This window comes from Paraburkholderia monticola (assembly GCF_001580545.1).
GTDB lineage: Bacteria > Pseudomonadota > Gammaproteobacteria > Burkholderiales > Burkholderiaceae > Paraburkholderia > Paraburkholderia monticola.
This window is the reverse complement of the sequence record NZ_LRBG01000022.1, coordinates 499,101-518,105: the sequence shown is the minus strand read 5'-3', so window position 1 is coordinate 518,105 and position 19,005 is coordinate 499,101. Positions and strand designations below refer to the sequence as shown.

General features: G+C 65.2%; 17 protein-coding genes. 10 read left to right on the top strand and 7 right to left on the bottom strand.

The window, feature by feature from the left end; translation table 11 throughout:
- Nucleotides 1-83: 83 nt before the first annotated feature.
- Both CI15_RS19140 and CI15_RS19135 read right to left on the bottom strand, forming a co-directional pair.
- Entirely contained in the window at nt 84-896 is an 813-nt protein-coding gene (locus CI15_RS19140) for a TIM barrel protein (protein ID WP_062129844.1), read from the bottom strand.
- Between the two features lie 236 nt (nt 897-1,132).
- Nucleotides 1,133-2,026, bottom strand: coding sequence for a LysR family transcriptional regulator (locus CI15_RS19135; RefSeq protein WP_062129843.1), 894 nt, complete (start codon nt 2,024-2,026; stop codon nt 1,133-1,135).
- A gap of 117 nt (nt 2,027-2,143) precedes the next feature.
- On the opposite strand from CI15_RS19135, the gene CI15_RS19130 reads away from it, so the two are divergent.
- From CI15_RS19130 to CI15_RS19105, 6 genes are all read left to right on the top strand, one after another.
- Entirely contained in the window at nt 2,144-3,223 is a 1,080-nt protein-coding gene (locus CI15_RS19130; RefSeq protein ID WP_062129842.1) for a YeiH family protein, read from the top strand.
- A 199-nt stretch (nt 3,224-3,422) separates the two neighbouring features.
- The gene (locus CI15_RS19125) at nt 3,423-4,160 is read left to right on the top strand and encodes a glutathione S-transferase (protein WP_062129841.1); all 738 of its coding nucleotides are present in this window, start codon (nt 3,423-3,425) and stop codon (nt 4,158-4,160) included.
- Nucleotides 4,161-4,272: 112 nt separating this feature from the next.
- The gene (locus tag CI15_RS19120) at nt 4,273-6,006 is read left to right on the top strand and encodes a ClcB-like voltage-gated chloride channel protein (protein WP_062129840.1); all 1,734 of its coding nucleotides are present in this window, start codon (nt 4,273-4,275) and stop codon (nt 6,004-6,006) included.
- 170 nt (nt 6,007-6,176) lie between these two features.
- Nucleotides 6,177-7,514, top strand: coding sequence for a C45 family autoproteolytic acyltransferase/hydrolase (locus tag CI15_RS19115; RefSeq protein ID WP_062129839.1), 1,338 nt, complete (start codon nt 6,177-6,179; stop codon nt 7,512-7,514).
- A 216-nt stretch (nt 7,515-7,730) separates the two neighbouring features.
- Nucleotides 7,731-7,985, top strand: a complete 255-nt coding sequence (locus tag CI15_RS19110; RefSeq protein WP_062129838.1) for a hypothetical protein — start codon at nt 7,731-7,733, stop codon at nt 7,983-7,985.
- 180 nt (nt 7,986-8,165) lie between these two features.
- Entirely contained in the window at nt 8,166-8,396 is a 231-nt protein-coding gene (locus CI15_RS19105; RefSeq protein ID WP_062129837.1) for a DUF2795 domain-containing protein, read from the top strand.
- A 69-nt stretch (nt 8,397-8,465) separates the two neighbouring features.
- Here the strand turns inward: CI15_RS19105 and CI15_RS19100 are convergent, their stop codons facing one another.
- The gene (locus CI15_RS19100) at nt 8,466-9,530 is read right to left on the bottom strand and encodes a LysR family transcriptional regulator (RefSeq protein WP_062129836.1); all 1,065 of its coding nucleotides are present in this window, start codon (nt 9,528-9,530) and stop codon (nt 8,466-8,468) included.
- Between the two features lie 269 nt (nt 9,531-9,799).
- Here CI15_RS19100 and CI15_RS19095 point away from each other — a divergent pair, with 269 nt between their 5' ends.
- Complete coding sequence (locus CI15_RS19095) at nt 9,800-10,012, top strand: hypothetical protein (RefSeq protein WP_062129835.1); 213 nt, start codon at nt 9,800-9,802, stop codon at nt 10,010-10,012.
- A 106-nt stretch (nt 10,013-10,118) separates the two neighbouring features.
- Here CI15_RS19095 and CI15_RS19090 read toward each other — a convergent pair whose 3' ends face one another.
- Complete coding sequence (locus tag CI15_RS19090; RefSeq protein WP_062129834.1) at nt 10,119-10,736, bottom strand: TetR/AcrR family transcriptional regulator; 618 nt, start codon at nt 10,734-10,736, stop codon at nt 10,119-10,121.
- A gap of 219 nt (nt 10,737-10,955) precedes the next feature.
- On the opposite strand from CI15_RS19090, the gene CI15_RS19085 reads away from it, so the two are divergent.
- Genes CI15_RS19085 through CI15_RS19075 form a run of 3 tightly spaced genes read left to right on the top strand, consistent with a single transcriptional unit; the run spans nt 10,956 to nt 16,815 of the window.
- Nucleotides 10,956-12,104 carry an efflux RND transporter periplasmic adaptor subunit gene (locus CI15_RS19085; RefSeq protein ID WP_062129833.1) on the top strand — a complete coding sequence of 383 codons (1,149 nt, stop codon included), beginning with the start codon at nt 10,956-10,958 and terminating at the stop codon, nt 12,102-12,104.
- A complete protein-coding gene (locus CI15_RS19080) occupies nt 12,101-15,229 on the top strand; it encodes an efflux RND transporter permease subunit (RefSeq protein ID WP_062129832.1) in 3,129 nt (1,042 codons plus the stop codon). Before CI15_RS19085 ends, CI15_RS19080 begins: the two co-directional genes overlap by 4 nt.
- Before the next feature lie 14 nt (nt 15,230-15,243).
- Entirely contained in the window at nt 15,244-16,815 is a 1,572-nt protein-coding gene (locus CI15_RS19075; protein WP_062129922.1) for an efflux transporter outer membrane subunit, read from the top strand.
- Between the two features lie 402 nt (nt 16,816-17,217).
- On the opposite strand, the gene CI15_RS35465 is transcribed toward CI15_RS19075, so the two are convergent.
- The 3 genes from CI15_RS35465 to CI15_RS37320 all read right to left on the bottom strand — a co-directional run bounded on the left by CI15_RS35465 (nt 17,218) and on the right by CI15_RS37320 (nt 18,864).
- A complete protein-coding gene (locus CI15_RS35465) occupies nt 17,218-17,547 on the bottom strand; it encodes a DUF2489 domain-containing protein (protein ID WP_075643728.1) in 330 nt (109 codons plus the stop codon).
- 514 nt (nt 17,548-18,061) lie between these two features.
- The gene (locus CI15_RS19070) at nt 18,062-18,433 is read right to left on the bottom strand and encodes a DUF1493 family protein (protein ID WP_062129831.1); all 372 of its coding nucleotides are present in this window, start codon (nt 18,431-18,433) and stop codon (nt 18,062-18,064) included.
- A complete protein-coding gene (locus CI15_RS37320) occupies nt 18,430-18,864 on the bottom strand; it encodes an STM2901 family protein (RefSeq protein ID WP_062129830.1) in 435 nt (144 codons plus the stop codon). Before CI15_RS37320 ends, CI15_RS19070 begins: the two co-directional genes overlap by 4 nt.
- Nucleotides 18,865-19,005 lie beyond the last annotated feature (141 nt).

The following is a 19,005-nucleotide window of genomic DNA, read 5'->3' as shown; positions in this document are numbered from 1 at the left end:
TCCTGGTGGTGCTTCTGATCCGGGTGAATCGGGTGGCGTGGGCTGCGTTCGGTGCTGCCGCTTCGTGATGCTTCGTCGGGCGTCTACACCCGCGCAAGCCAGCTCACATAACGCGCGGCATCCGCGTCGATGCGGCTCGCGTCGAACGGAAACTCGATGCCTCGCGGCACGTCGCGCGGCAGGCGCTCGAGGAGCGCGCGGAATGCCGCGTCATCGTCGGCCGGCGCCACGGCGAAGCGACGCGCGCCCTCGCCCGTCGTGGTCTTGCAATGGATGTATTCGACGTGCGGCGCAAGCTGCGCGGCGATCTCCAGCGGCGCGACGTCGAGCCACGCCCAGTTGCCGGTATCGAAGGTCATGCCGAGCACGCCCGCATGGCCTTCGCGCGCGAGTGCGTCGAACAGGCCGATGAACTGCGCGGGCGCACCGCCCTGCGCCAATTGCCCGTTTTCGACGACGAGTCGGGCAGACGCGTTGCCCGTGGTGTCCGTGGTGCCCGTGGTGTCTGCCCTGCTCGCGACCTGCGCGGCGATTGCCGCGCCCTCAGCCTTCCCAGCGAAGCCGCCGAGTTGCAGCTTGACGAAGCGCGCGCCGAGCGCGGCTGCTTCGTCGAGCGCGAGACGCAGGGCATCGGTGTCGAGCTGGCCGTCAGCCGCGTACAGCGATGCCGGTGTCGAAAACACCGACCACAAGCCGAGATCGGCCAAAGCCGCGCCGAGCGCACGCAGCCGTTCCGGATGGGCCTCGGCATCGCTCGCGAACAGCTCGCGGCGCACCTCGAAACCCGCCGCGCCGGCGCGCCTCGCGCGCTGGGCCCATTTCAGATGGCCGTCGGCGCGCACCGCGTTCACACCGAACGCGCTGGCGACGATCACGATCTCGATTGCATCAGCCATGTTGAATTCACCCAATTCTGTCGTGAAACCCGCGTTTGGAACCGGTTCCAAACATGCTTCGAAAAAAAGCGCCGAGGCGCTGCGATGTGCGAATAGTGCGCGGGACAGCCATCTAGCACCATAGAGGAAATCCCCAGGCGCGCCAGGCATGCGGCGAGCATGACGCGGGACACGCCTGCCAGACCCGTGCGCGGTGTGCATCCGGATTCGCGCAGGCTACGGGCTGCCTAAGCGAGTCAAGCGCCCTCGCCTGCGATACACATCGCCAGAAACTGCTCGACCACCCGCGACGGCGCACTCGCATGCGGCACCAGAATCGACAGGCGCCGCGTCAGCGGCTGCGGGCTCAGCGATAGCATGCGCAGCGCGCCGTTCTCGTGCCGCATCGACATCGCCGACACGAAGCCGACGCCCATGCCGGCCCGCACGGCCTCCTTCACCCCTTCGACTCCCGCGATTTCGAGCGCCACGCGCATCGGCACGCCCGCGCGCGCGAACTCGCGCTCGACCGTCTGCCGCACGCCCGAGCCTTCCTCGCGCAGCACCAGCGGATACGCGCCGAACGCGGCCAGCGCGATGCGCCCTTCGCGTTCCGCCTCGGCGAGCGGATGCGTGCGCGGCATGATCGCGACGATCTCGTCCTCGCGCCAGGCATGCACGGCGGTGTCCGGCGGCAGATCGGCGCCCGCGGGACCTTCGATCATCGCGATATCGACCGAACCGAGCGCGCCGACGATCTCGGTGGTATTGCCGTTGGCGGTATGCACGATCACGTCCGGATAGCGGCGATGGAATTCGGCGATCAGATACGGCAGCAGATAGCTCGCCGGCGTGGTGCTCGCGCCGATCCGCAAGGTGCCCTGCTCGAGTCCGCGCAGCGCGTCGCGATAGGCATGGGCCTGCCGCCAGGTGTCGCGCAGCCGCGCCGCATAGCTCGCGAGCTGCTCGCCGGCCGGTGTCAGCCGCACGCCGCGGCCATCACGCTGATACAACGGCTCGCCGAACTCGTCCTGCAACTGCCTGAGCTGGCCGGACACCGCCGGCTGCGACAGATGCAGCGCCACCGCCGCCCGGCTGATGTTGCGATGTTCGGCGACGGCGGCGAAAGTTATAAGCTGGTCCGGGGTCATTTCGATTAAATATCCATTTAGCCGATACTTTACATTCTAAATCATGATTTTTCATATCGATATATCTAATTTAGGATTAGCCCCGTTGCAGTCAGTCATACATTCAGGCACCCGATCATGTCCACACCCACCGTCCCGCTCACCGCCGCCTCTCCCGCGTTGTCCACGCGTGGCCAGCTCAACGGCGTGCTGTTCGTCGCGCTGTTCGCCGCCGCCGTCACGCGCATCGCATCGATTCCGGCGATCGCCGGCCTCGGCCTGAGTCCGCTGATCGTCGGCATCGTCGCCGGGGCGATCTATGGCAACGCGCTGCGCGACGGCATGCCGGCCAGCTGGGCGGCCGGCGTCAACTTCTCGGCGCGCAAGCTGCTGCGCATCGCGGTCGCGTTCTTCGGTCTGCGCGTGAGCCTGCAGGAGATCGCCCAGGTCGGCCTGCCGGGTCTCGCGGAGTCGGTGCTGATCGTCGTCAGCACGCTCGTGATCGGCACCTGGGCCGGCATGAAAATCATGAAGCTCGATCGCGACACCGCGCTCCTGACCGCAGCCGGCAGCGCGATCTGCGGCGCGGCCGCGGTGCTCGCGTTCGAATCGACGCTGCAATCGAAGCCGCACAAGAGCGCGATGGCGGTCGGCAGCGTGGTGCTGTTCGGGACGTTGTCGATGTTCCTGTACCCGGTGCTGTTCAACGCCGGCTGGCTGCATCTCGACACGCTTGGTGCGGGTCTGTTCTTCGGCGGCACGATCCACGAGGTCGCGCAGGTGGTCGGCGCGGCGAGCAACGTGAGCCCGGAAGCGACGCACATCGCGACGATCGTCAAGATGACCCGCGTGATGCTGCTGGTGCCGGTGCTGCTGGTGGTCGGCCTGTGGGTGAACCGTGCGGCGCGCCGCAGCCAGGACGGCAACGCGGACGGCGCCGCCCCGCGCAAGCTGGCGATCCCCTGGTTCGCGCTCGGCTTTCTCGCCTGTGTCGTCGTCAACTCGCTGCATGTGCTGCCGGAAAGCACCGTCTCGACGCTGAACATGATCGATACCTTCGTGCTGACGATGGCGATGACGGCGCTCGGCATCGAAACGCGCGTCTCGCAGATTCGCGAAGCCGGTCCGCGCGCGCTCTCCACCGGCCTGATCCTGTACGTCTGGCTGTTCGCCGGTGGCCTCGGCATCACATGGCTCGTCCAGCACCTGTTCCACTGAGCCGCCGGCTCCCCCGCCTTGTCGCACACCCCGCCGCGCGCGGGGTTTTGCGCTTTCTGGCGCACCATCCGGGCCGATCACACGGCATACTCGTTGCTGCGAACTTTGCTCCCGCAACCCGCCCGCGCGCGAGCTCCGATGGCAGCGGCGAAAACGCCATCCGGCGGCGCGCCCGGGCGACCGGAATGAGGATCGATCGATGAGCCTGGAACTGTACTACTGGGATGGCCTGCAAGGCCGCGGCGAATTCGTGCGGCTCGCGCTGGAGGAAGCCGGCGTCGACTATGTCGAGGTCGCGCGCGGCAAACGCGCGAAGGGCCAGGGCACACAAGCGATGATGGCGGTGATGCAAAGCCCCGACGAGCCGTATCCGCCGTTCGCGCCACCGTTTCTGAAAGACGGTGACCTGGTGATCTCGCAGACCGCCAACATCCTGTTCTATCTCGGCCCGCGACTGAATCTCGCGCCGAAGGTGGACAGCCTGCGCTATGTCGCGAACGGCCTGCAACTGACGATCGCCGACGTCGTCACCGAAGCGCACGACACCCACCATCCGCTCGCGAGCGGCCTCTACTACGAGGATCAGAAAGACGCGGCGAAGGTGCGCGCGCACGATTTCATCGGCGAGCGGATTCCGAAGTTCATGTCGTACTTCGAGCGCGTGCTCGCGCAGAATCCGGCGGGCGAGCGCTTCATGGTCGGCGACACACTGACCTACGTCGATCTGTCGATGTTCCAGTTGATCGACGGTCTGCTGTACGCATTCCCGCGCGCGCTGAAGCGCTTCGGCGAGCACTATCCGCGGCTCGCCGCGCTGCACGACAGCGTGATCGCGAGGCCGAACATCGCCGCGTATCTGGACTCGGACCGGCGCATCGGTCATAACGAAAGTTGCATCTTCCGGCACTACCCTGAGCTCGACGAGGCGGCGACTTGAAGCGCGCCGCCCTGCCCTGTCCGCCCGCCGCCGCGCGCCCGCCATTCGAGGCGGGCGCGCGGCTGTTGAGCGGCGGTTTTTTCAACCTTCCTTCACGCCCCGTACCGTCGACGTGCTTTCATTCCTGCTGAAGCTGCGCACCCGCGCCCAACGCCTGTTCCGTCTCTCCGAAGCGCACACGATGCTGGTCTGGTCGGTCGTGGTCGGCATTGCCGGTGCGTTCGCCACCGTCGTGTTTCGCCGCTGCATCGAACTGCTGCAACTGGCGATGACCGGCCGCTCCGGCAGTTTCGTCGAACTGGCGCGCAGCCTGCCGTGGACCATGCGCATCTGGCTGCCGGCCGCGGGTGGTCTCGTCGCCGGCGTGTTTCTGCTGATCGCGCGGCGTCACGCCGACCCGAACACGCACACCGATTACATGGAAGCGGTCGCGATCGGCGACGGCGTCGTGCCGGTGCGCCTGAGCCTATGGCGCAGCGTGTCGTCGCTGTTTACGATCGCGAGCGGCGGCTCGATCGGCCGTGAAGGTCCGATGGTGCAGCTCGCGGCGCTCGCCTCGTCGCTGATCGGCCGCTGGGTCCATTTCGATCCGCCACGGCTGCGCCTCTTGGTCGCGTGCGGGGCGGCGGCCGGTATCACGTCCGCTTACAGCGCGCCGATCGCCGGCGCATTTTTCGTCACGGAGATCGTCCTCGGTTCGATCGCGATGGAAAGCTTCGGGCCGGTGCTGGTCGCAGCGGTCGTCGCGAACATCACGATGCGCGAGTTCGCCGGCTACAAGCCGCCCTACGAGATGCCCGAGTTTCCGGCCGTGACCGGCCTCGAAGTACTGCTGTTCGTCGCGCTCGGCGCCTTGTGCGGCGCCGCCGCGCCGCAATTCCTGCGGCTGCTCGATGCATCGAAGGCGGCCTTTCGCAGGCTGTCCGTGCCACTGCCGCTGCGGCTCGCGCTCGGCGGTCTCGTGGTCGGCGTCATTTCGGTCTTTGAGCCCGAGGTGTGGGGCAACGGCTACAGCGTCGTGAACTCGATCCTGCATTCGCCGTGGACGTGGTCCGCGCTCGTGCTGGTGCTCGTCTGCAAGCTCGCGGCGACCGCGGCGACGGCCGGCTCCGGTGCGGTGGGCGGGGTCTTCACGCCGACGCTGTTCGTCGGCGCGGCGGTCGGCTCGCTGTTCGGCCAGGCCATGCACGCGTTGTGGCCGCATGCGACCTCGGCCGCTTACGCGTATGCGATGGTCGGCATGGGCGCGTTCCTCGCGGGGGCGACCCAGGCGCCGCTGATGGCGATCCTGATGATCTTCGAGATGACCTTGAGCTATCAGGTCGTGCTGCCGCTGATGCTGTCGTGCGTGGTCGCGTATTTCGTCGCGCGCGCGATCGGCAAGACCTCGATGTACGAGATCACGTTGCACCGCAATCGCGAGGAGCAGGAGCGCTCGCGGCTGCGCGCCACCCAGATGCGCGAGCTGATCCGCCCCGCGCAGACCGTCGTGCCGCCGAACGCGACCGTGCACGACATGACGCGCGTGTTCCTCGAATATCCGGTCAAGTACCTCTATGTCGCGAACGACTCGGGCGCGTTTCTCGGCGTGGTTGCGCTCAAGGACATCACCTCCGATCTGCTCGAAGAGCGCGACACGTCGAGCAAAACCGCCGCCGATTATCTGCAGCCGCATTTCGACGTGCTGACGCCGGACATGTCGCTCGGCGTCGCGTTGCAGCACTTCATGGCGTTTCAGGGCGAGCGCTTGCCGGTGATCGAAAGCACCGCGCATCCGAAGCTCACCGGTGTCGTCTACAAGACCTCGCTGCTCGATGCGTACTTCCGCATGAATCCGTCGCGCTAGGTCTTTCGCCTGCCCTCGGCGGCCGCGCGCTTCGCGCGGCGCGATGCAAAGCGCCGCGGATTCTCTACAATGAACAGACCGTCGGCCCTTCATGCGGCCGGCACGCGTCACGCCAGCGTGGGCGCCGCGACGGCGCCCACCTTATCGTCGAAGCTAAGGTCGGAGCGAAGATGAGCGAACCGTCTACCGAGGCCGTCCGCCGCGATCAGGCCGGCTGGATTTTCGTGCATATCGAAGGCGAGCCGTACGATCGCGGCGAGCAGCACGGCCAGTTACTCGCCGACGAAATCCGCAACGCGATCCGCACCGCGCGCTATCTCGCGAAATGGGACACCGGCGAGGAGTTCGACACGTTCGTCAACGCCGCGACGAGCCAGTTCGCGAGCAAACTCGACACCGAATTCGCCGACGAAATCCAGGGCATCGCCGACGGCGCGAAGCTGCCGTTCGCCGAGGTGCTCGCATGGAACGGCTACATGGATCTGCTGCAAAGCTGGTGGCCGACCCACGCGGCGCAGCAGCAGCCGCAACTGGGCGCGAAACTGTGGCGCGGCCGGCGCGGTCACCACTGCAGCGCGTTCATCGCGACCGGCAACGCGACGCGCGACGGCCGCATCGTGATGGCGCACAACTCGTGGGACCGCTATGCGGCGGGCGACGCGTTCAACGTCGTGTTCGACATCGTGCCCGAGCGCGGCAACCGCATCCTGATGCAGGGCTTGCCGGGCTGCATCTCGAGCCTGACCGACTTCTGGGTCACGGCGGCCGGCCTGATGATCACCGAAACGACGATCTCGAACTTCGCGGGCTACAACGCGGCCGGCGCGCCCGAGTTCTATCGCTCGCGACGCGCGTCGCAATACGCGAACAGCATCCAGGAATGGTGCGACATGTTCTCGCTCGCGAACAACGGCGGCTACGCGAACAGCTGGCTGCTCGGCGACACGAAAACCGGCGAGATAGCGCGTTACGAACTCGGGCTGCACTATTCGGGCTTCGAGACCACGAAAGACGGCTTTTACAGTGGCTACAACACCGCGACGGATCTGAAAATCCGCAACCAGGAATGCACCGGCGAAGGCGAGGACTATACCGACGTGCGCAAGAACGGCGCGCGGCGTCTGCGCTTCATGCAGCTCGAAGAAATGCATCGCGGCAGGATCGACGTCGAGCTGGCGAAACAGATGATCGCCGATCATCACGACGTCTATCTCGATCGCAACGACAACCCGTGCTCGCGCACGATCTGCGGGCATCTGGAACTCGACGATGCGCGCTTCGGCGGCACCGATCACGGGCCGTTCAATCCGTGGGGCGCGAACGACGGCAAAGTGGTCGATAGCGAAATGGCGCGCGAGATGGCGTTCACGGCGCGCTGGGGTCATCCATGCGGCCGGCCGTTCGACGCGCAGGCGTTCATGAAGCGGCATCCGCAGTGGAACTGGCTGAACGGCTATATGCGCGACCGACCGTCGTGGCCGTGGACGCGCTTCGACGTACTGCGCTAAGGTGCGGCCGACGCGTGAGGCCGGTTCGTGCCATCATGGAATCTACAATACGGTTTTGTCGCAAATGGGCGCGCTTTGCAGTATTTGCCATCTAAGATGGTAAAGAGCATGGGCCACGACGCGCCACGTGGCCGGTGGCTTGCACCGTTCTTTCGACGCGGGACGGCACAGGGTTTGCTTCATTGTCAGCGCCGCATGAGCTTAGGAGGTCGGGAGATGAAAACCTCGACACTGTTGACCATGGTGACGCTGTCCGCCTCGTGCTTTGCCGCGCCGGTCCATACCGCGTCGGACAGCACGGATTCCCCTTTGCTGGCCCAACGCGCAAACGCCGCGCCGGTCGCGCCACCTGCCCCCGACGTCTCGAGCACCGACGCCAGCCGTCCGCAGCAATGGGAGCATATTGCGTTGCCGAAGTCGCGGCATCTGGAACGCAGTTTGACCGGACAGCACGAGCATCTGACCACCTGATTGCGGGCGCGACGGCGGGCAGCGGCGCAGCCGCGATGGTGCGCCGGCTCGATTTGCGGCGGCTTCGATGGCGAGGGGATGGCGATGCGCGGGACGGCGAGACACTCACCGCGACGGGGCGCTGACCTTTCGCGGCGGCGATAACAACGTGACTAACTTGAGCTCGACAGGAGCACGCGCATGACGGCCTCGGACATCCCCGGCGAATCGATCGACCTGCAGATCGCCGATCTCCTCAGCGAAGTGCACTTTCCGACCAACAAAGATGCGCTCGTCGACGCCGCGCGCGAAGCCGGCGCGAGCAACGAAGTGCTGTCGATGCTCGATGGCATGCCAGAGCAGGATTATGTCGATATCGAGTCGGTCACGCGGCTGATCGGCGGCAATTATGGGCCGGGCTTAGGGATTTGAACCCGGATCTGAACCGGGCTCTAGCTGCGACTCGACTCACACCTCCACTGTCACACATCAACCCACCCGTCAGAACTGCGACGCCGCAATTCGCGGGCGCGGCACACGCGCCACACGGCGCGTCGTGCCGCCGCTCCCGAGCGGGTCGTCGGTGACCTCGGGCGCGCTCAGATCATCAGTTGCGCTCACCTCCGCCACCGCCCGCCTCTGCGCCGCGCCGCGGGCATCGCGCGCCGACCCGCTTCCCGGCTGAAAATGTTCGACCAGATGGTCGATAAACGTGCGCACCTTCGCCGGCAGATGCAACCGGCTCGGATACGCAATGGTGATTTCGATGGGCGGCAGACTGTATTCGTCGAGCAGCCGCACGAGCCGCCCGGCCGACAGATCGCGCCCGATCAGGTAGCTCGGCAGAATCGCCACGCCCATTCCCAGCAGCGCGAACTGCCGCAGCATCTCGGTGTTGTTCGCCGCGATCGCGTTGCTCGGCCGCACCCGCACTTCGCCATCCGGACCGGTGAACACGCGTTCCTCGCCGCCGCCCTGTTCGGTCGGCCGGCTCAGGCAGGAATGTCGGAGCAGATCCTCCGGACGCGTCGGGGTGCCGTGTCGCGCCAGATAGTCGGGCGTCGCGCAGACCGTCATGTAGCCCGTCGTCAGCCGTCGGGTGACGATGCTCGCGCTGCGCATGTGCCGCGCGACCAGAATGCCGACGTCGAAGCCCTCTTCGACGAGATCGACGTGGCGGTCGGCCAGCGTGACATCGGGCACGACGTCCGGGTAGCGCTGCGCATACGACTGCACGACCGGCGCGAGGCTATGGAGTCCGAACACGACTGGAGCGACGATGCGCAGCGTGCCGACCGGCTCGTGATTGCGCGCCACCACCATCTGCTCGACGCCTTCGAGATCGGCGAGGATGTGGCGTACGCGCTCCAGATAGGTCGCGCCGGATTCGGTCAGCGAGAGACGGCGCGTCGTCCGGTTCAGCAGTCGCGTACCGAGCCGCGCTTCGAGATCCGCGACGTGCCGCGTGACGACCGCGGTGGACAGATCCAGCGCGCCCGCCGCGCCGACGAAACTGCCCAGGTCGGCCACCTTGACGAACACGCGCATCGACTGCAGTTGATTCATGGGACGACTCCTGCCTCGGTAAAGCCGGGCCGGCGCACCGTTGGCGCCTGTGTCGACCCGCGCGACACGGGGTCGTGCGGGGCTGCCCAACGCTACCGATTCTAGCCATCCGACATGTCCCAACCCTGACCCAGACATGACATTCCGGTCAGATTCCACGCCCCGTGTCAGTCGCGCCACTATTGCGGCGTCTATTGTGGATTTTGGCTAGGTATAAACCCTAGTCTATTGGTAAAATAGCGGGCAAAGGACATTCCCGCTCTACCGCCATGCCACATCGTTTTCACATTCTGGAAAAAATCGCGTTTTCGCTGGTTTGCTGGTCGGCCGCCGCGAGTTCGGCCTATATCGGCTACGAGCGCTGCCCGGACATGAAGGTCGCGCTGCACGCCGGGGAGAAGATCCTCAGCTATGGCGGTCAATACGCGTTCGCCTGCGCGGCACCGGCCGCCGAGATCTGCGCGCAGTTGCCGACCGACTGATTTTTCCCGCTTTGCCGTATCTGACGCGCGATCCGCCCGGGTCGCGCGTTCGCGCGTTCGCGCATCTGCGCCTCGAGGCTCGAGGTTCCAGGTTCGACGCCGCCCCTCACGCATCGCGCCCAAACACCACGCGCGAGAAAAACCCCGCCAGCACCATTTCGACCATCTCCGCCGGCACATTCTGCGGATCGACCGTGTAGAAAAACTGCACCCCGTCGCACAGCCCCATCAGACCGATCGCGAACTGCTCGGGCGGCATCGACATCGGGGTGCCCACGCGCTCCGAGAACTCGCGCACATAAGCGCTCAATTGCTCGACCTTCTCGTGCATGAACGCGTTAAAGCGCGGCCGGAAGCGCCCGTCGCGCACCGCGAGCAGCTTCGCTTCGGCCCACAACAGAAAGCACTTGTTCTCACGATACAGCGAGCTGTAGTAGCGCAGCACACGCGCCTCCATCTCCTCACGCGATGCCGCGTCATCGAAGATCGCATGCAGGCCCGCCTGCATCGCTTCGTGATCGCGATGTAACAGCTCCAGAAACAACTCGCTCTTGCTGCGAAAGTTCGAATAGAACGCGCCGCGTGTATAACCGGCGGCCGCCGCGATGTCCTCGACGCTCGCCGCGACGAAGCCTTTTTTCATGAAAATCGCTTGCGCGGCATCGAGCAGGCGCTCGCGCGTCTGGTCCTTGCTTTGCTCTCTTGTCAGTCTTTGACGTTTCATGGCAGCCAGTCTAGCACCGGAAAGAATTCAAATTCACTCGCACATCCAGATACAGGAGTGTATTAGAATGCATTTCGTCATTCAAAGCCATACCTGTATGCCATTAGCATGGCGCGGCATGCGGGTCTTCGCTGGCGGGCCGTGCGGCTTGCCGTGTTCGTTCGCTGTCTCCAGTTGGGGCTTATTGTGAAGCGTCCCGGTTCTCGCGCATCGTCAGCGATGCGCCAGCAGTCTTCCCCATCTCCACATCGCGGTTTCTCCCGACAGACGTGCGCGCTGGCGCTGGCCGGCGTGCTCGCGCTTGCGGCCTGCTCGAAGAAGGAAGCCGCGGCGCCCGCGCCGCGCCCGGTGGTCGCGCTCGCCGTGCATGCGGACGGCCACCCGTTGCAGGCGGCTTCCCTGCCCGGCGAAGTGCAGGCACGCTACTCGACGCCGCTGTCGTTTCGGGTCGCCGGCAAGATCATCGAGCGGCGCGTGCGGCTCGGCGATACCGTGAAAAACGGCGAAGTCGTCGCGCTGCTCGATCCGGCCGATGCCCAGAAAAACCTCGCCAGTACCCAGGCGCAACTCGACGCCGCGCAGCACAACCTCGTCTATGCGCAGCAACAGTTCGAGCGCGACAAGGCGCAGGCCAAGGAAAACCTGATCGCACCGGCGCAGTTCGAACAGACCACCAACGCGTATTCGTCCGCGCTCGCGCAGCGCGATCAGGCGCAGCAGCAGGCGGCGCTCGCGAAGAACCAGCTGCAATACACGACGCTCGTCGCCGGTCATGCGGGCGTCATCACCGCCGAACAGGCGGACACGGGCCAGAACGTGTCGGCGGGTCAGGCCGTCTACAACCTCGCCTGGAGCGGCGACGTCGACGTGCTGTGCGACGTGCCCGAGAGCGCGCTCACCGCGTTCGCGGTCGGCCAGAACGCGAGCGTCACGCTCGCCGCGCTGCCGGGCCGCAAGTTCAGCGCGCGCGTGCGCGAGCTGTCACCGGCCGCCGATCCGCAAAGCCGTACGTGGCGCGCGCGTCTGACGCTGATCGATGCGGGCTCCGACGTGCGCCTCGGCATGACCGCCGACGTCACGCCGGCCGTACCGCTCGCCACGGCGGCCGCACAGCACGGGGTGTTCACGCTGCCGGTCACGGCGCTGTTCCACGAGGGGCGCGAGCCCGCCGTGTGGGTCGTGCGTGCCGCGGACAATACGCTCGAGCTGCGGCGCGTGACGGTCACGCGCTACTACGAGCGCACGTTCATCGTCAGCGCTGGCCTCAAAGATGGCGAAAGCGTCGTGCTGCAAGGCGTGCACACCGTGAGCGCCGGGGAGAAAGTCCGCGCGATCGCGCCGCTGCATCCCGAGGACTTTGCTTCATGAGCACGCCGCACGAAGAGGGACGCTTCAATCTGTCCGCGTGGGCGCTGCGCCATCAGGCGCTGGTCGTGTTCCTGATCGCGCTGGCCACCGCCTTCGGCATCCTCGCGTACACGCGGCTCGCGCAGTCCGAAGATCCGCCCTTCACGTTCCGCGTGATGGTGATCCGCACGTTCTGGCCAGGCGCCACCGCGCGCCAGGTGCAGGAGCAGCTGACCGACCGCATCGGCCGCAAGCTGCAGGAAACGCCTTACATCGATTTCGTGCGCAGCTACTCGCGTCCCGGTGAATCGCTGATCTTCTTCACGATGAAGGACTCGGCGCCGGTGAAACAGGTGCCCGAGACGTGGTACCAGGTCCGTAAGAAAGTCGGCGATATCGCGGCGACCTTGCCGCCGGGCATCCAGGGCCCGTTCTTCAACGACGAATTCGGCGACGTCTACACGAACATCTACACGCTCGAAGGCGACGGCTTTTCCGCCGCGCAACTGCACGACTACGCGGACCAGTTGCGCTCGGTGCTGTTGCGCGTGCCGGGCGTCGGCAAGGTCGATTATTTCGGCGACCCCGATCAGCACATTTACATCGAGATCGCGAACACGCAGTTGACCCGGCTCGGCATCTCGCCGCAGCAACTCGGCCAGGCGATCAACGCACAGAACACGATCGCGCCCGCGGGCACGTTGACCACCACGGACGATCGCGTGTTCGTGCGCCCGAGCGGCCAGTTCAACGATGTCAACGCGCTCGCCGACATGCTGATCCGCATCAACAATCGCACGTTCCGCCTCGGCGACATCGCGACGATCCGGCGTGGCTACGACGACCCGGTCGTCACGCAGATGCGCTTCGGCGGCAAGCCGGTGCTCGGCATCGGCGTGACGATGCAGCCGGGCGGCGATGTGATCCGCCTCGGCCGCGCGCTCGATCAGCAGATGACGCAACTGCGCGCCGCGCTACCCGTCGGCTTGCATCTCGTCGAAGTATCGAGCATGCCGCACGCGGTCGCGCGCTCGGTCAACGACTTCCTCGAAGCGGTCGCCGAAGCCGTGGCGATCGTGCTGATCGTGAGCCTCGTGTCGCTCGGCGTGCGCACCGGCATGGTCGTCGTGATCTCGATTCCAGTGGTGCTCGCGGTCACCGCGCTGTGCATGTACCTGTTCGACATCGGCTTGCACAAGGTGTCGCTCGGCACGCTCGTGCTCGCGCTCGGGCTGCTCGTCGACGATGCGATCATCGCGGTCGAGATGATGTCGGTGAAACTCGAGCAAGGCTGGAGCCGCGCGCGCGCCGCGGCCTTCGCTTACACGAGCACCGCGTTTCCGATGCTGACCGGCACGCTCGTGACCGTCTCGGGCTTCCTGCCGATCGCGCTCGCGAAGTCGAGCACCGGCGAGTACACGCGCTCGATCTTCGAGGTCTCGGCGATCGCGCTGATCGCGTCGTGGTTCGCGGCCGTCGTGCTGATTCCGCTGCTCGGCTATCACATGCTGCCGGAGCGCAAACGGCACGCACATGAGCCCGACGACCACGAGCACGACATTTACGACACGCGCTTCTACACGCGCTTGCGCGGCTGGATCGGCTGGTGCATCGAGCGACGCTTCGTCGTGCTCGCGATCACCGTGCTGCTGTTCGTGCTCGCGATGGCCGGCTTTTCGCAGGTGCCGCAGCAGTTCTTCCCCAGTTCGGACCGGCCGGAATTGCTGGTGGATGTGCGGCTGCCCGAAGGCGCGTCGTTCGATGCCACGTTGCGCCAGGCCCAACGCCTCGAAAAAGCGCTGCAGGGTCGTCCCGAGATCGATCACACGGTCAGCTTCGTCGGCACGGGCGCGCCGCGTTTCTATCTGCCGCTCGATCAGCAATTGCAGCAGCCGAACTTCGCGCAGTTCGTGATCACCGCGAAGTCGGTCAAGGATCGCGAGAAGCTCGCGCAGTGGCTCGAACCGGAACTGCTCAACAATTTTCCGGCGATCCGCACGCGCCTGTCGCGCCTCGAAAACGGGCCGCCGGTCGGCTATCCGGTGCAGTTCCGCGTGAGCGGCGACGACATCGCGACCGTGCGCGCGATCGCCGAACGCGTCGCGGCGACCCTGCGCGCGAATCGCGGTACGCGCAACGTCCAGTTCGACTGGGACGAACCGGCCGAGCGCTCGGTGCGCTTCGAGATCGACCAGAAACGCGCGCGCGAGCTCGGCGTGACTTCGGAGGACATCTCCAGCTTCCTCGCGATGACGATGTCCGGCTACACGGTCACGCAGTATCGCGAGCGCGACAAGCTGATCAGCGTGGATCTGCGCGCGCCGCGCGCGGAACGCGTCGACCCGTCGCAGCTGACCGCGCTCGCGATGCCGACGCCGAATGGCCCGGTGCCGCTCGGCACACTTGGGGCTCTGCGCAACGACCTCGAATACGGCGTGATCTGGGAGCGCGACCGTCAGCCGACCATCACCGTGCAGTCGGACGTTGCGGCCGGCGCGCAAGGCATCGACGTCACGCACGCCGTGGATCGCGCGCTCGCCCCGATCCGCGCGTCGCTGCCGGTCGGTTATCGGATCGAGATCGGCGGCTCCGTCGAGGAAAGCGGCAAGGGTCAAACGTCGATCGTCGCGCAATTGCCGATCATGGTGATCGCGGTGCTCACGCTGCTGATGATCCAGCTCCAAAGCTTCGCGCGGGTGCTGATGGTCGTGCTGACCGCGCCGCTCGGCCTGATCGGCGTCGTGCTCACCTTGCTCCTGTTCGGCCAGCCGTTCGGCTTCGTCGCGATGCTCGGCGTGATCGCGATGTTCGGCATCATCATGCGCAACTCGGTGATTCTCGTCGATCAGATCGAGCAGGACATCGCCTCGGGGCACAAGCGTTTCGATGCGATCGTCGGCGCGACCGTGCGGCGCTTCCGGCCGATCACGCTGACCGCCGCGGCCGCCGTGCTCGCGCTGATCCCGCTGTTGCGCTCGAACTTCTTCGGGCCGATGGCAACCGCGCTGATGGGCGGCATCACGAGCGCGACGATCCTCACGCTGTTCTATCTGCCCGCGCTGTACGCCGCGTCGTTCCGCGTGCGCGCCGACGAGCGTGAGCCGCACGCGCCATCCGGTTCCGGCGCCACGCACACGGGTAACTGAGCATGAGCACCAGCATGACTACTGCCGCCCTTTCCCGCCGCGCGCGCTTCGACGCGCTGGCCCGCGCCACGATCGCCACCAGCATCGCGAGCCTGACTTGCCTCGTCGGCGCTTGCTCGTTCGGGCCCAACGGCGACGCGCCCGCGATGCCGCAGCCCGCGCACTACGGCGCCGAAGCGCTGCCGACGCAAACCGTGCCCGCGCAAGGCGTCGCGCAGCAGTTCGTGAGCGGCGCGCAGCCGGTGCCCGAATGGTGGAAGCTGTACCGCTCGGACGCGCTGAACGCGTTGGTCGACGAAGGCCTGCGCAATAGTCCGACGCTCGCCGCGACCGACCGCAGTCTCGCCGCCGCGCGCGAGCAGTTGCGCGCGCAGGTCGGCAGCTCGCTGCTGCCGAGCATCGACGCCGGTGGTCAGGCCACCCGCAATCGCGCGCTCGCGATCCCCGAGATCGGACCGAACACGTTCCTGTACAACGTGTTCGTCGGCCAGTTGCAGGCGCACTACACGTTCGATCTGTTCGGCGCCGCCCGACTCGCGAACGCGTCTCTGGCCGCGCGCGTGAACGTGCAGGTCTACCAGCTCGATGCGGCACGGCGCGCTCTGGCCGCGAACATCGTGACCGCGACGATCACGAGCGCGGCGCTGCACGCGCAGATCGATACGACCGAGCGGCTCGTCACCCTCGCCAACGATCAGGCGCGCGATACTCAACGACGCTTCGAACTCGGCGCGGTATCGCATGCGGACCTGATGAATGCGCAACAGAGCGCGGCGAGCGTGTCGGCGAGTCTGCCGGCGCTGAAGCAACAGTGGCTGACGACGCGCCACGCGCTCGCGGTGCTGCTCGGTCGCACGCCCGATGCCGCGCCCGACGATATCGATCTCGCGCAACTGCATGTGCCCGAGCAGGTGCCGGTCGTCGTGCCGTCGGAGCTGTTGCGCACGCGGCCCGATATCGAGGCCGCCGACGCCGCGCTGAAGGCAGCCGCGGCCGATGTCGGCGTCGCGACCGCGCAGATGTTCCCGAGCCTGTCGCTGTCGGCATCGATGGGCCAGGGCGGTTTTAGCTGGCCGGTCGCGATGTCGGGTGCGGGGGCGATCTGGAGCATCGGCGCGTCGCTGTCGCAACCGCTGTTTCATGGCGGTGCGCTCCTCGCGCAGCGCCGCGCGGCGCAGCACACGTACGAGGCGAGCGTGTCGCAGTACAAGCAGACGGTGCTGGCCGCGTTCCAGAACGTCGCCGACACGCTTGCCTCGCTCGAACACGACGCGCAGTCGCTCGATGCCTCGAACGTGGCCGCGCGCTCGGCGCAAGCTGTGTTCAACGACACCTCGGCGCGCTATCGGCTGGGCGCGCTGCCGGTCGCATCGACGCGTTCGAGCGAGCAGCAATGGCGCAATGCGCAGCTCGACGAGATCCGCTATACGAGCGCGCGGCTCACCGATACGGCCGCGCTGTTTCAGGCGATGGGGAATCCGCCGGTCGATCAGGGCGGGACGCCCGGCGCTTCGGGGGCGACTGTTCCTGCTCCGGCTTCTGCTTCTGGGTCTGTCGGTTCAACGAACACAACCGCGTCCAACTAAGACAGAACCTATCAGTTCGGCCCCACCATTAAGCACGATAAGACCTGACGCTCGGGCAACGGAGAATTGCTCCAGTCGGCCAGGTTTCTCTTCTGGAATCCTTCCACGGATGGATACATTGAGTGCTGCGTTTTTTAAGGCGAAAAGCAATTCGTCTGTGTTCGGCGCCAAAATTCCGTTCGAGCACCTCGTATCGCACGGGCTTGCATACGCTGAACGCCGAATTCCATTCGATGGTTTTGGCGCGTACCACGAGCGCCCCTGAACATGCTCGGCCTATACCATCAAACTTGCCTGAAAATGGTTTGTTCGCAGCGGTCGCGCTGATAACGAAGCTTCCGACCAGGAGCGGAAGTATTCCCTTCATTGCGTACGTGTGGGCCCGCACGACCTCAAGGGTGTTCATTGATCGCTGAATCGTGCTATCAGATTCTTGCACGCTTGAGGCGCCAACGAACGTGCCCATATTTCTGAGCTCCTGAACTCAGGTTCAAGACGAGCAAGCGCCTCTGTGAGCCATTGCGACCGGTCTGCTTCGAGAGGCAGGTGGTCGGTCTCAGATCGAATAACAACGAAGGCATCAAAGTCGGGATCACGATCAGCAACCCCGTCTAACTGATTCTTAAGAGCGAGTATCTGCGCTGCTCCCTCAAGAAACGATAGATCGCCAGCTAACATGGCCTGTGCCATTGCCACTAAACGGCGGCGGGTCAAGATTTGATTTTCGTTCATTTCACACCGTCGTTTATTTCGCATCTCGAGTACGGACAAGGACATGAGTGTGTCGCCGTTCTAATTGAAGTCATTGCCGGGACCGGCAGCGACCAAATAGATATCGTGCGACACGATTGTCCGTACATGGGCGACGGCCCAAAACCGCGGCCAACCAAACCTGGGATTCCGTACGGAATGCAGCGCACTTATCCCCAGTTCGTGTTGATGAGCCTGTTGAAAACTATCTGAAAAATGGGCTAACGCATTGAGCGTGCGAGGATTTGTCGATGAGGTGCGAAATCGCACAGCGTGTGCCGCATAACGGCTTTGTTCGTCGCGCAAGCGCCTGGGATCCCTCAACGTTATCCCCAGTTTGTGTTGACAGACTTGTTGATAACCCTGGGGCGAAGCGCCTAAGTGCTTGAAGCGAATAGCTTTGTCATGCGCGTCACGCGAGGAAGCAATTTCGGGGCAACCGAGTCAATGAAAGGTCAGTTCATGCGCCGGCAGAACAAATATGCGTGGTCGTTCGTCAAGTGTGCCCGCCCGCGGCAGCCTCGATTTCTGCGGTATCCCACCGACCTCGGCGCGTTGCTTCGAGCAGCATGCCAAGCGTCAATGGGACCAGCGGCACGCGCCTGAGCCGTTTCGAGAACAGCCCGAGGAATGACGATAGCAACGCTTGCCCCTCCGGGCTGAAGTATCGACGGAACGGGAAACCACCGACGTCGACGTGAAACTCCTTCGCCCAGTTCTCGATGAACTCCGCACCGTCCTGTCCCGTCACCCCGAGATCCTGCTCCAGGCGGGTCTCCGGCTTCAGCTCCAACCGCCCCCCAAACAGTGGCCGGCCCAGTTCTTCCCGGGCGAACGCTTCAAACTTCACCCAAGTATCGTCGCTCATCCCAACACCCGATCCGCCGGTTGAACGAGTCTGTTATAAGCCCTGATCGATTGGCGCAGAATCTGAAATGCCTCGGCCGCCATGAACGCCTCGCCGACGATCGGAATAGTGCGACCAACCCACGCGCCCAGGTTTCGAGTGAATGCAATTTTCATCCCCCGCAAACCGACACCCGTAATCATCGGCAAGCGCATCGCAACGCGATTCGGCAAAACACGCCGTGACACCATCGATGCAACGGACGTTCCTTCGGTCGCCCCGGCGACCTTGCCCGATACCGGGACGTCTGCCTGACCAAGCAATATCGCCGCCACGGCCGCCAGATCCGTCAATCCAAGCTCCCTGCGCGCCTCCTCCAGAGTGACATAGAAGAAAAGTTCAGGGGGAGTCAGGCCCGTGTGTATCCCGTATGTGTAACGATTGTTGCCCATTGCTCTTCCTGTTATGAACCCAGCGCGCGACGCTTTGCCGGGTCTTGCGCTGTAGACCGTCAAATAGTCAGCCAAACTAACAGGCAGCGGGGGGACAAGGAATGGGCGACGGATGATTTTCAGGCGCCGATGCGATCGCGC

Excerpts from the sequence above, each read along its gene's own strand:
- CI15_RS19140 (WP_062129844.1), bottom strand. The coding sequence starts at position 896 with ATGGCTGATGCAATCGAGATCGTGATCGTCGCCAGCGCGTTCGGTGTG.
- CI15_RS19135 (WP_062129843.1), bottom strand. The coding sequence starts at position 2,026 with ATGACCCCGGACCAGCTTATAACTTTCGCCGCCGTCGCCGAACATCGC.
- CI15_RS19130 (WP_062129842.1), top strand. The coding sequence starts at position 2,144 with ATGTCCACACCCACCGTCCCGCTCACCGCCGCCTCTCCCGCGTTGTCC.
- CI15_RS19125 (WP_062129841.1), top strand. The coding sequence starts at position 3,423 with ATGAGCCTGGAACTGTACTACTGGGATGGCCTGCAAGGCCGCGGCGAA.
- CI15_RS19115 (WP_062129839.1), top strand. The coding sequence starts at position 6,177 with ATGAGCGAACCGTCTACCGAGGCCGTCCGCCGCGATCAGGCCGGCTGG.
- CI15_RS19110 (WP_062129838.1), top strand. The coding sequence starts at position 7,731 with ATGAAAACCTCGACACTGTTGACCATGGTGACGCTGTCCGCCTCGTGC.
- CI15_RS19105 (WP_062129837.1), top strand. The coding sequence starts at position 8,166 with ATGACGGCCTCGGACATCCCCGGCGAATCGATCGACCTGCAGATCGCC.
- CI15_RS19100 (WP_062129836.1), bottom strand. The coding sequence starts at position 9,530 with ATGAATCAACTGCAGTCGATGCGCGTGTTCGTCAAGGTGGCCGACCTG.
- CI15_RS19095 (WP_062129835.1), top strand. The coding sequence starts at position 9,800 with ATGCCACATCGTTTTCACATTCTGGAAAAAATCGCGTTTTCGCTGGTT.
- CI15_RS19090 (WP_062129834.1), bottom strand. The coding sequence starts at position 10,736 with ATGAAACGTCAAAGACTGACAAGAGAGCAAAGCAAGGACCAGACGCGC.
- CI15_RS19085 (WP_062129833.1), top strand. The coding sequence starts at position 10,956 with ATGCGCCAGCAGTCTTCCCCATCTCCACATCGCGGTTTCTCCCGACAG.
- CI15_RS19080 (WP_062129832.1), top strand. The coding sequence starts at position 12,101 with ATGAGCACGCCGCACGAAGAGGGACGCTTCAATCTGTCCGCGTGGGCG.
- CI15_RS19075 (WP_062129922.1), top strand. The coding sequence starts at position 15,244 with ATGACTACTGCCGCCCTTTCCCGCCGCGCGCGCTTCGACGCGCTGGCC.
- CI15_RS35465 (WP_075643728.1), bottom strand. The coding sequence starts at position 17,547 with ATGAACGAAAATCAAATCTTGACCCGCCGCCGTTTAGTGGCAATGGCA.
- CI15_RS19070 (WP_062129831.1), bottom strand. The coding sequence starts at position 18,433 with ATGAGCGACGATACTTGGGTGAAGTTTGAAGCGTTCGCCCGGGAAGAA.
- CI15_RS37320 (WP_062129830.1), bottom strand. The coding sequence starts at position 18,864 with ATGGGCAACAATCGTTACACATACGGGATACACACGGGCCTGACTCCC.